Source organism: Arthrobacter sp. AOP36-F1-5, assembly GCF_058137995.1.
In genome coordinates this window covers 1761598-1774773 of record NZ_CM176892.1, presented here as the reverse complement: position 1 = coordinate 1774773, position 13176 = coordinate 1761598, and the positions used below count along the sequence as shown (strand labels likewise).

General features: G+C 64.2%; 13 protein-coding genes and 1 tRNA gene. 10 read left to right on the top strand and 4 right to left on the bottom strand.

The window, feature by feature from the left end; genetic code table 11:
- Nucleotides 1-21 precede the first annotated feature (21 nt).
- From AC3ZI9_RS08095 to AC3ZI9_RS08070, 6 genes are all read left to right on the top strand, one after another.
- Nucleotides 22-1314 (top strand): glutamate-5-semialdehyde dehydrogenase, encoded by a 1293-nt coding sequence (locus AC3ZI9_RS08095; RefSeq protein ID WP_444553650.1) that lies wholly within the window; start codon nucleotides 22-24, stop codon nucleotides 1312-1314.
- Nucleotides 1315-1415: 101 nt separating this feature from the next.
- A complete protein-coding gene (locus AC3ZI9_RS08090) occupies nucleotides 1416-1646 on the top strand; it encodes a hypothetical protein (RefSeq protein WP_444553649.1) in 231 nt (76 codons plus the stop codon).
- A gap of 46 nt (nucleotides 1647-1692) precedes the next feature.
- Entirely contained in the window at nucleotides 1693-2262 is a 570-nt protein-coding gene (gene nadD, locus AC3ZI9_RS08085) for a nicotinate-nucleotide adenylyltransferase (RefSeq protein WP_489923432.1), read from the top strand.
- A gap of 24 nt (nucleotides 2263-2286) precedes the next feature.
- Nucleotides 2287-3423: a hypothetical protein gene (locus AC3ZI9_RS08080; protein WP_444553647.1), complete on the top strand. Its 1137-nt coding sequence runs from the start codon at nucleotides 2287-2289 to the stop codon at nucleotides 3421-3423.
- A 39-nt stretch (nucleotides 3424-3462) separates the two neighbouring features.
- Nucleotides 3463-3867, top strand: coding sequence for a ribosome silencing factor (gene rsfS / locus AC3ZI9_RS08075; RefSeq protein WP_301443556.1), 405 nt, complete (start codon nucleotides 3463-3465; stop codon nucleotides 3865-3867).
- Nucleotides 3868-3954: 87 nt separating this feature from the next.
- Nucleotides 3955-4027 (top strand) — tRNA-Ala (locus tag AC3ZI9_RS08070).
- A gap of 89 nt (nucleotides 4028-4116) precedes the next feature.
- Here the strand turns inward: AC3ZI9_RS08070 and betT are convergent.
- The 4 genes from betT to poxB all read right to left on the bottom strand — a co-directional run bounded on the left by betT (nucleotide 4117) and on the right by poxB (nucleotide 8699).
- Nucleotides 4117-6177 (bottom strand): choline BCCT transporter BetT, encoded by a 2061-nt coding sequence (betT, locus tag AC3ZI9_RS08065; RefSeq protein ID WP_444566273.1) that lies wholly within the window; start codon nucleotides 6175-6177, stop codon nucleotides 4117-4119.
- 12 nt (nucleotides 6178-6189) lie between these two features.
- Nucleotides 6190-6381 (bottom strand): hypothetical protein, encoded by a 192-nt coding sequence (locus tag AC3ZI9_RS08060; RefSeq protein WP_444561678.1) that lies wholly within the window; start codon nucleotides 6379-6381, stop codon nucleotides 6190-6192.
- 230 nt (nucleotides 6382-6611) lie between these two features.
- On the bottom strand, nucleotides 6612-6854 hold the full coding sequence (locus tag AC3ZI9_RS08055; protein ID WP_444561679.1) for a hypothetical protein: 243 nt from the start codon (nucleotides 6852-6854) through the stop codon (nucleotides 6612-6614).
- Nucleotides 6855-6974: 120 nt separating this feature from the next.
- Nucleotides 6975-8699, bottom strand: a complete 1725-nt coding sequence (gene poxB / locus AC3ZI9_RS08050) for a ubiquinone-dependent pyruvate dehydrogenase (RefSeq protein WP_444561680.1) — start codon at nucleotides 8697-8699, stop codon at nucleotides 6975-6977.
- Between the two features lie 425 nt (nucleotides 8700-9124).
- Between poxB and nrdH the strand changes: the two genes are divergently transcribed.
- The 4 genes from nrdH (at nucleotide 9125) to nrdF (ending at nucleotide 13146) form a co-directional block, all read left to right on the top strand.
- Nucleotides 9125-9367: a glutaredoxin-like protein NrdH gene (gene nrdH / locus AC3ZI9_RS08045; RefSeq protein ID WP_444553644.1), complete on the top strand. Its 243-nt coding sequence runs from the start codon at nucleotides 9125-9127 to the stop codon at nucleotides 9365-9367.
- Between the two features lie 39 nt (nucleotides 9368-9406).
- Nucleotides 9407-9883, top strand: a complete 477-nt coding sequence (nrdI, locus tag AC3ZI9_RS08040; protein ID WP_444553643.1) for a class Ib ribonucleoside-diphosphate reductase assembly flavoprotein NrdI — start codon at nucleotides 9407-9409, stop codon at nucleotides 9881-9883.
- A 62-nt stretch (nucleotides 9884-9945) separates the two neighbouring features.
- Nucleotides 9946-12021 carry a class 1b ribonucleoside-diphosphate reductase subunit alpha gene (gene nrdE / locus AC3ZI9_RS08035; RefSeq protein WP_489924028.1) on the top strand — a complete coding sequence of 692 codons (2076 nt, stop codon included), beginning with the start codon at nucleotides 9946-9948 and terminating at the stop codon, nucleotides 12019-12021.
- 150 nt (nucleotides 12022-12171) lie between these two features.
- A complete protein-coding gene (gene nrdF, locus AC3ZI9_RS08030; protein WP_444553641.1) occupies nucleotides 12172-13146 on the top strand; it encodes a class 1b ribonucleoside-diphosphate reductase subunit beta in 975 nt (324 codons plus the stop codon).
- Nucleotides 13147-13176 lie beyond the last annotated feature (30 nt).

Below are 13176 nucleotides of genomic sequence, written 5' to 3'. Positions count from 1 at the left end.
GGAGCCGACTAGGCTTGGGTCATGAGCCAGAGCGTCACCGATTCCACCAGTACAGCCGAAGACATCGCCCATCAGGTTGGTCTACGCGCCGACCGAGCCCGCCAAGCCTCCCGCGTGTTGGCCCGGGCCACCCGTGATTGGAAGGACCGCGCCCTGCGGGCCATCGCCACCGCCCTGGATGAGCGGCGGGCCTCCGTGATCGCCGCCAACGCCGAGGACCTCGAACGCGGGCGGGCCGCCGGCACTAGCGAAGGCCTGCTCGATCGGTTGAAACTCGACGACGCCCGCGTCGACGGCCTCATCTCGGCCCTCGAGGAATTGGCCGGACTGCCGGACCCGGTGGGTACCGTCCAACGCGGGCAGACCCTGCCCAACGGGTTGCGGTTGCGGCAGGTCCACGTCCCGATGGGAGTGCTCGGGACCATCTACGAGGCGCGCCCGAACGTCACCGTCGATATTGCCGGGTTGGCACTGAAGAGCGGCAACGCGGTCCTGCTGCGCGGGGGTTCGGCCGCGGCCCGCTCCAACGAGGCGCTGCTGTACCTGATCCGTGATGCCCTCGAATCGGTGGGACTGCCCGCCGACGTGGTCCAAAGCGTGGATGACTTCGGCCGGGCCGGGGCCACGGCCCTGATGGGGGCCCGCGGCAAGGTCGACGTGCTGATCCCGCGGGGCGGACACGAACTGATCCAGACGGTGCTGCAGAACGCGCGGATCCCGGTCATCGAAACGGGGGAGGGCAACGTCCATATCTTCGTCGACGCCACGGCCACGGCCGAATCGGCCTCGGAGATCCTGCTCAACGCCAAGACGCAACGCCCCTCCGTGTGCAACACGGTGGAGACCCTGCTTCTGCACGCGCAGGCCCCTGCCGCCGGCGAAGTCCTGCGGGCCCTGTCGAAGGCAGGGGTCACCCTGCACGGCGACGAACGGGCGATGGCCCTCATGGAGGGGCTCCACGCGGTCCCGGCCACCGCAGAGGACTGGTCCCGCGAATACATGGACCTGGACCTTGCGGTGGCGGTGGTTGATGACTTGGACGGGGCCCTGGACCATATCCGCACCTGGACCACCGGGCACACCGAAGCCATCCTGACCAACGACCTGGCCAACGCCGAACGGTTCGTCGCGGAGATCGATTCGGCGGCCGTGATCGTCAACGCCTCCACCCGTTTCACCGACGGGGGACAGCTGGGACTGGGGGCCGAAGTGGGCATCTCGACCCAGAAGGTCCACGCCCGGGGCCCCATGGGTCTGCGGGAGCTGACGACCACGAAGTGGATTGTCCAAGGAGATGGCCACATCCGTTCGTAGAGTGCCTGCCGGGTAGGTAGGATGGTAAGCAGACATCAGACGATCGACGGATCGCATCGCCCGTTGGGGGCGCCGGTCGACGACGGGCACGAAGGAGAAAAATGCTCACGCAGGTCTTGGGTACGGTCATGGCAAGTGGCGCGGAGGCCGAGGTTGCCGGAAACGAGGGCATCTGGCCCTTTCTCATCGGTGGGGGAATCTTCGCGATCTTCCTCCTGATGCTCTTCGTCGTCGTCTCATTCACCAACGTCGGCAACCGCCACGAGGGACATGCCGAGATCCCCGACTCGCATAAGCAGTTCTCGAACAAGCACGGCCACGACGATCTCTAGGCGGGCTGGGGCGATCGGGTCCCGGCGCCCGGTCCGCCTCGGTGTCATGGGCGGGACGTTCGATCCCATCCACCACGGGCACCTGGTGGTCGCCAGCGAGGTGGCCGCGGAGTTCGACTTGGACGAGGTCGTGTTCGTTCCCACGGGTCAACCGTGGCAGAAGTCGGGAAAAGACGTCGCCGATTCCGAACACCGCTACCTGATGACGGTGGTGGCCACGGCCTCGAACCCACGCTTCACGGTCAGCCGGGTGGATATCGACCGGCCGGGACCCACCTACACCATCGACACCTTGCGCGATCTGCGTCGGCTTCGACCCAACGCCGAGTTGTTCTTCATCACCGGGGCCGATGCGCTGGAGCGGATCATGTCCTGGAAGGACATCGACGAGCTGTGGAGCCTGGCGCATTTCGTCGGGGTCACCCGCCCCGGGCACGAACTACCGGACCTGGGGCGTACGGACATCAGCCTGTTGGAGGTCCCGGCCATGGCGATCTCCTCGACGGCCTGCCGGGACCGGGTCAAGGCAAATAAGCCGGTCTGGTATCTGGTGCCCGATGGGGTGGTTCAGTACATTGCGAAATATGAGTTGTATCACTACGACGGCGACACCTGAGGGGGATTGCCTGGAATGGACAACATGAGCGACGATTTGGGGCTCCCGCCGACGCGGCGGTCCCTGCGTGAACAACGCCGTGCCAGCGAGACCGCTGACGGCCACCACGAGGGTGGGCACCTGTCGGGCGAAGACCCGGCTGAGCAGCCCGAGCCGCGCTCATCCGAGGACACCAACCAGCTCGACCGCATCGCTCAGGCCAACCGCAGCCGACGTGCCGCCGACGTCCCCTTCGACATGGTGCCCGACCGTGAGGAACACAGCGAAGCAGGCGAACGCAGCTCGTTGCAACGGGCCCGCGACCGGGAGGCACTGAAGAGCCGCCGGGAAGCCGAAGCGGCCCAGAAGCCCGCGCCGGCAGAGGTCCGCCCCGCTGGCGATGAGCCGGCCCCGCTGACCCGTCGGCAGCTCCGTCTCCAGGCCCTGGCTGCGGCCAGGGCTGCCGCCTCGACCGCGGAACCCGAGGCCGAGGTGGACTCCGGGTCCCCGTCGACCGAGAAGCCCGCGGCCGAGCGCACCGCACAGGGGCAGGAATCACTCAGCGTCGCGGAGGCCCTGGAAGCCCGCCGGCAAACCATCCCTGACCAGCCCGGGGACCCCGAGGCCGAAGCCGCTGCTGCCGAGGACCACGATGACCTGGAGGTCCTGGCCAAACAGCGCGAACTGGCCGCCCGTGCGGCCATCATCAGCCGACGGGTCGCAGAGCGGGAGCGCCTGAAACGGGCCCACTCCACCCGCAGTGCCGAAGACCAGGCAGGGGACCCGTTCACGGGGGCCATGGACCGGTTGCGCAGGGAAAAGGCCGAGAGGGATCTGGCCAACACCGGAATCAACGCTCCCGAAACCAGCGGCTTCCATCTCCAGATGCCCGCGACCGGCAAGGGGCCAGCCGTCGCTGCGCCGACGCCGGGAACGGGCCACGAGGACCCCGTGGGTGAACCCGCGGCCGCGGAACCTTCGGACCCGGCCTCCGAGGAGCCGGGCCGCGGGGCTGCCCGGCAACCGGTCAGCGCCAGTTCGGCCCAGGGCCTGGATCCCTTGGACTACCGCAGCAGCGGGGTCCGGCGGGCCAACGTCTGGGCGTGGGCGGTGCTCGGGGTACTCCTGGTGGGTGCCGCCGCCCTGACGGTCGGCATCATCATGATCACCACCAACGGCTAGTCGTCGACCGATGACCAGCACCACCACCCGAGGAGCCACATGGCTGCAACAGAATACTCACTGAGCGTCATCAACACCGCAGCATTGGCCGCGGCCGAGAAGTTCGCGGAGAACCAGATCGCCCTGGACGTCAGCGAACGCCTGGGCATCACCGATGCCTTCCTGATCGCTTCGGCAGAAAGCGAGCGGCAGGTCAACGCCATCGTCGACGGGATCGAAGAGGCGCTGATCGAAAAGCATGATCTGCGTCCCGTCCGTCGAGAGGGCAGGGGACTGGGCCGCTGGGTCCTACTGGACTACATCGACGTCGTCATCCACATCCAGCACCAGGAAGACCGCGTCTTCTATGCCCTGGACCGCCTGTGGAGCGACTGCGCCGCGATCGAACTGCCGGCTGCCGCCCGGAGCGTGGCCGTGGTTGAGGACCCGGAGACCTCCGCCTAGTAGGGGGAGGCGATTTGCGCGGGCTAAATTCCGTGCCCTATGATGGATGAGTTGTCCGGTCGGAAACGAAACCGGCGACTCCCTTTCGGGGGTATGGCGCAGTTGGTAGCGCGTCTGCATGGCATGCAGAAGGTCAGGGGTTCGAATCCCCTTACCTCCACCGAATTCAGGATCCATGAGAAGAAGCCCCGTCCACGGACGGGGCTTCTTCTGTGTCCGGGGCCGAAGTGCCGGCCCGCGGTCAGGGGACTACTGTTCGTCCTCTTCGAGAGGTTCGACGTCGTCCGCCGAATCGGGGATCCGGGGGATGGTTCCCGTCGTGGTCGGCATGACCGGGGTCAGGACCGAAGCGTAGTCATGTTCGGTGGAGTAGTGCAGGAACCCCAGGTGCGCTTCGTAGCGGTCGAGCACGTCGTTGATGATCTGCTGTTCGGTCAGGCCCATCAGGTCATAGCCCTCCGTTCCCGTTTGGGTGAAGACCTCCAGACGGTAGTAGATGTCGATCTGTCGCGACATGCTGCGTCCGCCGAACATCGGGGCCGGCGCCTCGACCGCCGCGACCTGGTAGTGGAAGTTCCGGTGGTCCTCCATGTTCACCAGCAGGGTGTGCTCGCTGATCCCGGTGTCGGCGTTGGGGGAGGAGGTCAGTTCGGCGTCGTAGCCCAGGCCGTTGAACTCCGTGACCACCTCCTGCAACGCCGGTTCCACCACCCTGTCCGCGAACTGGGCGACCGCCTTCTTCGAGGGGTAGGAGCGCAACTGAGCCAGACGCTGACGCCAGGTCTTTTCGGGGGTCTGACCGCCATGGACGGCCATGGAGCGGCGGCGCCGCACCTGCCCCTCGCGTTCGGCCCGCTCCATCCGCAGCACCTTGGAGAAGGAGGCCATGACCAGATAACTGATGATGGTCACCGGCAGCGCGAAGATCAGCGTCGCATGTTCCATGGTCGCCACCCCTCCGGCGACGATCATCGAAACCGTCAGGACCGCGGTGAGCACGGCCCAGAAGATCCGTAGCCATTTGGCCCCGTCCACCGAGGGATCGGGGATCGACGAGGAGAAGTTGGCCATCACCATGGCCCCGGAGTTGGCGCTGGTGAGATAGAACAGCATGCCCGACAGGGTGGCCAGACCGATCAGGAAGGGGGCGCCGGGGAACATCTCCAATAATGCATACCAGCCGTGCTCGGGACTATCCATGGCCAGTTCGGCGAAGTCCCTGTTGCCCTCCAACACCTGGCGCAGGGCACTGTTGCCGAAGATCGTGACGATGAAGAAATCGCACAGCACCGGGGCGGTGATCGCGGCGATCACGAATTCGCGCAACGTGCGCCCCCGGGAGATCCGGGCCAGGAACAGCCCGACGAAGGGACCCCACGCGAGCCAGAAGGCCCAGAAGAACAGGGTCCAACTTCCCATCCACTCACTGCCGCCATCGGTATAGGCGAAGGTCTTCAACGTGCGTTCGGGCAGCGTCAGGACGAATCTGCCGATGTTCTCCACCATCGCATTGAGCAGGAAGGCGGTCTTACCGGTGATCAGGATGTAGAGCATCATGGCCCCCGCGGCCCAGAGGTTGAGCTCCGAGATCAGCCTGATCCCCTTGTCCACCCCCGAGGCGCAGGCGGCCACCGTCATGATCACGGCCACCAGCACCAGGGCGATCTGCAGGGCCAGCCCCTCTTCGATTCCCAGCAGCCAGGCGAAACCGACGTTGAGCAGGACCACCCCGATGCCCATCGAGGTGGCCACGCCGAAGACGGTGCCCACGAGGGCGAAGATGTCGATCACGTCGCCGGTGGCCCCACGGACCCGTTTGCCCAGGAGCGGATACAGGACCGCCCGGATCGACAGGGGCATTCCCCAGCGGTAGGCGAAGTAGCCCATGGCCATGCCCAACAGGGCGTACATCGACCATCCGGCGATCCCGTAGTGGAACATGGTCCAGATGACCGAGTCATGGAGGGCCTCGGCGGATTCGGGGGTGGCCGAGGGCGGGGTGATGAATTGGGTGATCGGGCCGGTGACCGAATAGAAGAGCATGTCGATGCCGACCCCGGCGGCGAACAGCATGGCCACCCAGGTGAAGAGATTGTACTGCGGACGGGCATGATCCGGTCCCAACCTGACCCCGCCCTCCTTGGAGAGCGCCACCCAGAGGACGAAGAGGATGACCAGGGTGATCGTGAGGACGTAGAACCAGCCGAGATTGGTCGAAATCCAGGTCACGGCGGCCTGCATCGTCGCCGAGGCCTGATCCGGCAAGGCCATCGCCCAGCAGGAGAATCCCAGGATGATCGCCGAGGAGATGATGAAGACGCGCTAGTTCACCCGTGGGCCGCGGTGCTCGGAGAGTTCGACGGGCCCCTTGCTCATCTCGCTGCTGGAGATCGGGGGACGCATCGGGTCGGTATCGGGTCCCCTGCGGCGGCCGGTTATGCCGAAACGACTGCGATCAATCCGGGGGCGGGGTGCGTCGGTCGAACCCTTCGGGGGTTCTTCTGCGTCAGACAATCAGTACTCCTTCGCCTCGGGACCATGACTAGGTTCGTCCCTCGATGCAATGGATGTGTTCTCCCACGACGAGGAGACAGCGTGGTTACGGCCGGGTATCGACACACGGCGTCCCCATGCTAGCGCGATGCCAGCCGCCCCCGGTACTTGAACCGGCGAACGTGAGTAGGGCATGTTTTGCTGCAGGCCGGTCCCACAACGGTCTTCGAGCAGGTCGGGGCGGTGGCGTCCTAGGCCCTTCCGAGAGCGGAAGCGAGTTGGGCCGACCAGACGGCAACCACGTGGCCTCGACGATGCGAGTCATTGCGCGGCGTATCTGCCAGCCCCAAGCCTCGTGCCATGTCAAGGGTGCCCTGGATGAGCCCGCGGATGGCGGGATCGCTGTCGTCGACGTCTAGCAGCCGTACGGCCATCCGGTGCATGTCGCGCCCGAGTTTCCGTTCCAAGGGGAAGATCCGCACGAACGCGGTCAAGACCCATATTCGGTGAAGCAGCCGGTGGATGGGGCGCCCTGCTGCCGGAAGCCGTGGCGGACGGCATGACGAAAGGCCCGGAGCAGCAATGAACTGCTCCAGGCCTTCCATGGGATGGGCCTAGAAGAGCTGGCGCCAGTTCGTGGCAGCCAGGTCCAGCAGTTCGTCGCCCCGGCCGGACATGACCGTGCGCACGGCGTAGAGGGCGAATCCCTTGGCCTGCTCGGCCGTGACATTCGGTGGCATGGTCAGTTCCTGGCGCGCCGTGACGATATCGACGAGTGCTGGTCCGTCATGGGCGAGGGCCTTCTTCAGCGCCGCATCCAGATCCGCCGAGCTTTCGACCCGGATCCCCAGGATCCCGACGGCGTTGGCCACGTCGGCGAAGTTCGGGTTCTCCAGATCCGTGGCGTAATTCACGAATCCGGCTGCCTTCATCTCCAGCTCCACGAAGTTCAACGAGGAGTTGTTGAAGACCACCATCTTCACCGGCAACCTGGACTGCACCACCGTGAGCAGCTCGCCCATGAGCATCGACAACCCGCCGTCACCACACATGGCAACGATCTGCCGGTCCGGGGCTGCGGCCTGGGCTCCGATGGCCTGGGGGAGCGCGTTGGCCATGGACCCGTGGGCGAAGGAGCCGAACAGGCGCCGACGCCCGTTCATCGTCAGGTAGCGGGAGGCCCACATGACCGGGGAGCCGACATCGGGGATGAACACGGCGTCGTCGGAGGCGTGCCGATCCAGGGAGCGGGCCACGAACTGCGGGTGCAGCGGTTTGCCTTTACGCGTCTTCGTGGCCAGGTCGTCGAGCTTCTCGCGGGTCTTGCGGTAATGCTTCTGCGCGTCCTTGAGGTGGGACCTGCGGGACTTGCGTTTGAGCATCGGCAGCAGGGCCGTAGCGGTATCGGCCACCGACCCCACCAATCCGAGGTCCACCGGGGTGCGGCGACCGAGCTGCTCGCCCCGGATATCGACCTGGATGATGCGGGCCTTGGAGGGGAAGAACTGCTGGTAGGGGAAATCGGTGCCCAGCATCAGCAGGGTGTCGGCGTCCTCCATGGCCCGGTAGCCCGAGGCGAAACCGAGCAGCCCGGTCATGCCGACGTCGAATTCATTGTCGTATTCGATGTGTTCCTTGCCACCCAGGGCGTGGACGATGGGCGCGCCCAGGGTGTCCGCCAGGCCCACCACCGCGTCGTGGGCTCCTGCCACGCCCGCGCCGGCGAGGATGGTGACCTTGGACCCGGCGTTGAGGATCCCTGCGGCCTCGTCGAGTTCCTCCCTCGAGGGCACCACCACGGGGTTGGCGCGGCGAATGTGGGTGATGCGTTCGTTGGTCGCCGGCGCCAGGGCCACGTCACCGGGAATGACCAGCACGGCCACACCACGCTTTTCGATCGCCGTCCGCATGGCGATTTCCATCAAACGGGGCATCTGGTCGGGGGTGGAGACCATTTCGGTGAAGACCGAGCACTCGCTGAACAGGTCCTGGGGGTGGGTTTCCTGGAAGTAGTTGCTGCCGATCTCCGCGCTGGGGATGTGGGCGGCGATGGCGAGCACCGGCACGCGGGACCTGTTGGCCTCGTAGAGCCCGTTGATCAGGTGCAGGTTGCCCGGCCCGCAGCTGCCGGCGCAGACGCCCAGGCGCCCGGTCATGGTTGCCTCGGCCCCGGCGGCAAAGGCAGCGGCCTCTTCGTGGCGGACGGTGGACCAGATAATGTTCCCGTCCTTGCGCAGGGCATCGGTGATCCCGTTGAGCGAATCTCCCGGGACGCCGTGGATTCGTTGGACGCCGTTGGCCCGGAGGGTGGCGATCATGTGTTCTGAGACCGTGGTCATGTCAGGTGGGTTCCTTCCGCTGAGGTTGAATCCAGCCTACCGCCGAGCCTTCGACCGCGGCCTTCCAGAATGGGTGGCGACACGCCGTCGCCGAACGACACACCAGCTGTTTGGTTGTGGGCATCTTCCATGCACAGGCTGTGGACGGATGGGCCCGAACCCCGGATTCGTGCGGCAATTAGGGATGCGTTTCTCCACACCCGCTGTGGACTAAGGGAGTGGGGAATGACATACTTGTAAGACAACATATAGGGGTTGCTTGCTGTTCCTTGTACTACATGTAGTATTGAAATCTCAGGAAGCGCCCCACGGGGCGGGAACGGTTTCCACTCCCGCCAACGCTCGGATGGCCCGCTTTCGGACCCCCGGGAATCCGGGACAGACAACGAAGATGACCACATATTTTGTACGAGGGGATCAATGCCATGACCGTCACGGTTTATACCAAGCCAGCATGCGTGCAGTGCAACGCCACCTACCGGGCGCTGGACAAGAAGGGCATTGCCTACCAGAAGGTCGATATCTCCCAGGACGCGGAGGCCCTCGAACGTGTTCGGGCCCTCGGCTACATGCAGGCCCCCGTGGTCATGACCGAAGCCGACCACTGGTCAGGCTTCCGCCCGGACAAGATCGAGGAACTGGCCGTGGCCGCCTCGAGCGTTGCCTGAGGCGACACCACCCATCACCAGCAGTTGGAGGCCGGTCTCATGTCTGGCGACATCGCGGTGGATGAGCGGACCACGAGTCCGGCCACCGCAAACACCACGAACAGTTCCCTGATCTACTTCTCCTCCGTTTCCGGATACACGAAACGGTTCATGGAGAAACTGGGACTCGATGCGGCGAAGATTCCCCTCTATGCCAGCGAACCAGAGCTGCTGGCCACCGAACCGTATGTCCTGGTTCTGCCCACCTACGGTGGGGAGAAGGGAGAGCGGTCGATTCTGCCGCAGGTGATCCGGTTCCTGAACAACGAGGGGAACCGGCAGCTGCTACGCGGCGTCATCGGCGCCGGCAACACAAACTTTGGAACCACCTACTGCTTGGCGGCGGACAAGATCTCCGCCAAGTGCTCGGTTCCCGTGCTATATCGTTTCGAACTCATGGGGACGTCGGAGGACGTCACCCGTGTACGCCAAGGATTGGAAGAGTTTTGGACACCACAGTCGCAGAGCCAACCGTGAAGACAGATACCAAGGAGGTCCCCGAGGCCTTCCAGGGGTTGGGCTACCACGAGCTCAACGCCATGCTGAACCTCTATGACAAGGACGGGAAGATCCAGTTCGCCGCGGATCGTGCGGCGGCGCGGCAGTACTTCCTGCAGCACGTGAACAACAACACGGTCTTCTTCCACGACCTGGACGAGAAGCTCGAGTACCTCGTGAAGCACGAGTACTACGAGCGCGAGACCATCGACCAGTACACGATGAACTTCGTGCGTGGTCTCTACGCGCATGCCTATAAGAAGAAGTTCCGCTTCGAGACCTTCCTGGGCGCCTTCAAGTTCTATACCTCCTACACGCTGAAGACGTTCGACGGGAACCGTTTCCTGGAGCGTTACGAGGACCGCGTGTGCATGGTCGCCCTGCACCTGGCCCGCGGCAACGAACAGCTCGCCACCCAGCTGGTCGACGAGATCATGGATGGCCGCTTCCAGCCGGCCACCCCCACCTTCCTGAACGCCGGCAAGGCCCAGCGCGGCGAGCTGGTTTCCTGCTTCCTGCTGCGCGTCGAAGACAACATGGAGTCCATTGCCCGTGGCATCAACTCCTCGCTCCAGCTCTCCAAGCGCGGGGGCGGGGTGGCCCTGTCGCTGACGAACATCCGCGAGCACGGTGCCCCGATCAAGCAGATCGAGAACCAGTCCTCCGGCGTCATTCCGGTGATGAAGCTCCTTGAAGACAGCTTCTCCTACGCGAACCAGCTCGGGGCCCGCCAGGGGGCAGGCGCCGTCTACCTGCACGCCCACCACCCGGACATCTACCGCTTCCTCGACACCAAGCGGGAGAACGCCGATGAGAAGGTCCGCATCAAGACCCTCTCGCTAGGCGTGGTCGTCCCGGACATCACCTTCCAGCTGGCCCAGACGAACGAGGACATGTACCTCTTCTCGCCCTACGACGTCGAGCGCGTCTACGGCATCCCCTTCTCCGACGTCTCCGTCACGGAGAAGTACTACGAGATGGTCGACGATTCCCGGATCAAGAAGACCAAGATCAACGCCCGCGAGTTCTTCCAGACCCTCGCGGAGATCCAGTTCGAATCGGGCTACCCGTACGTGATGTTCGAAGACACGGTGAACCGGGCCAACCCGATCAAGGGCAAGGTCATCATGAGCAACCTCTGCTCGGAGATCCTGCAGGTTTCCTCGCCGTCGGTGTACAAGGAGGACCTTGGCTACGAGGAGATCGGCAAGGACATCTCCTGCAACCTGGGCTCGTTGAACATCGCCAAGGCGATGGATTCCCCCGACCTGGGTGCCACGGTGGAGACCGCCATCCGCGCGTTGTCCGCCGTATCGGATATGTCCTACATCGGTTCGGTTCCTTCGATCGCCGAGGGGAACAAGGCCTCGCACGCCATCGGCCTGGGTCAGATGAACCTGCACGGCTATCTGGCACGGGAGCACGTCCACTACGGCTCCGAAGAGGGCCTGGACTTCACCAACATCTACTTCTACACGGTGCTCTTCCACGCGTTGAGCTCCTCGAATAAGTTGGCCATGGAAACGGGTGAGACCTTCGGTGGGTTCGAGGATTCGAAGTACGCCTCGGGCGAGTTCTTCGATAAGTACACCCAGGCCGAATGGGTTCCGCAGACCGAAAAGGTCCGCGAGCTCTTCGCCAACGTGCACATCCCGACCCAGCAGGACTGGGAGCAGCTGAAGGCCTCGGTCATGGAGCACGGTATCTACAACCAGAACCTGCAGGCCGTCCCGCCGACGGGCTCGATCTCCTACATCAACAACTCGACCTCCTCGATCCACCCGGTGGCCGCGAAGATCGAGATCCGCAAGGAAGGCAAGCTGGGCCGTGTCTACTACCCGGCTCCGTACCTGACCAACGAGAACCTGGATTACTACCAGGATGCCTACGAAATCGGTTACGAAAAGATCGTCGACACGTACGCGGCCGCGACCCAGCACGTCGACCAGGGCTTGTCGCTGACGCTGTTCTTCAAGGACACCGCCACGACCCGCGACATCAACCGGGCGCAGATCTACGCCTGGCGCAAGGGCATCAAGACGCTCTACTACATCCGTCTTCGCCAGCTCGCGCTGGAAGGCACGGAGGTTGAGGGCTGCGTGTCCTGCGCCCTGTAGCAGCAGGCGCTGAATCACCCTCGTCCCACCATCGGGATGCCGGAGGCCGGCATCCGGGACACACCGGACCGGGACGACGGCGGGGAAACCCAGCCGTCGTCCCGGCCACCGATCACATAGGCAACCCGCATCAGAAAGTCAGGGGATGAAATGACCGACCAGGTCAAGCTGCAGCATCACGTCGAGGCCATCAACTGGAACCGCATCCAGGACGAGAAGGACGTCGAGGTGTGGAACCGCCTCGTGAACAACTTCTGGCTGCCGGAGAAGATCCCGCTGTCCAACGACGTCCAGTCCTGGAACACGCTCACCGAGGACGAGAAGCTGCTCACCATGCGCGTCTTCACGGGGCTGACCCTGCTGGACACGCTGCAGGGCACGGTCGGGGCCGTCTCGCTGATCCCGGATGCGCTCACGCCGCACGAGGAAGCCGTCTACACGAACATCGCGTTCATGGAGTCGGTCCACGCCAAGAGCTACTCCTCGATCTTCTCCACACTGGCCTCGACCAAGGAGATCGACGAGGCGTTCCGCTGGTCCCTCGAGAACGTGAACCTGCAGAAGAAGGCCTCAATCATCGAGGCCTACTACTACGGTGAGGATCCGCTTAAGCGCAAGATCGCCTCGACGCTCTTGGAGTCCTTCCTGTTCTACTCGGGCTTCTACCTGCCGATGTACTGGTCCTCACGGGCCAAGCTGACCAACACGGCCGACCTGATCCGTCTGATCATCCGTGACGAAGCCGTCCACGGCTACTACATCGGCTATAAGTTCCAGAAGAACCTGGAAGGCCTGAGTGAAGAGCGCAAGACCGAGTTGAAGGACTACACCTTCGAGCTGCTCTACGAACTGTATGAAAACGAGGTGCAGTACACCCACGATCTGTACGACAGCGTGGGCCTGAGCGAGGACGTCAAGAAGTTCCTGCACTACAACGCCAACAAGGCGCTGATGAACCTGGGTTACGAAGCGATGTTCCCGTCCTCGGTGACGGACGTGAACCCGGCCATCCTCTCGGCCTTGAGCCCCAACGCGGACGAGAACCACGACTTCTTCTCCGGCTCGGGATCCTCCTACGTGATCGGCAAGGCCGTGAACACCGAAGACGAGGACTGGGACTTCTAACCACATCGGCAGATGCTGCACGAACTGTTC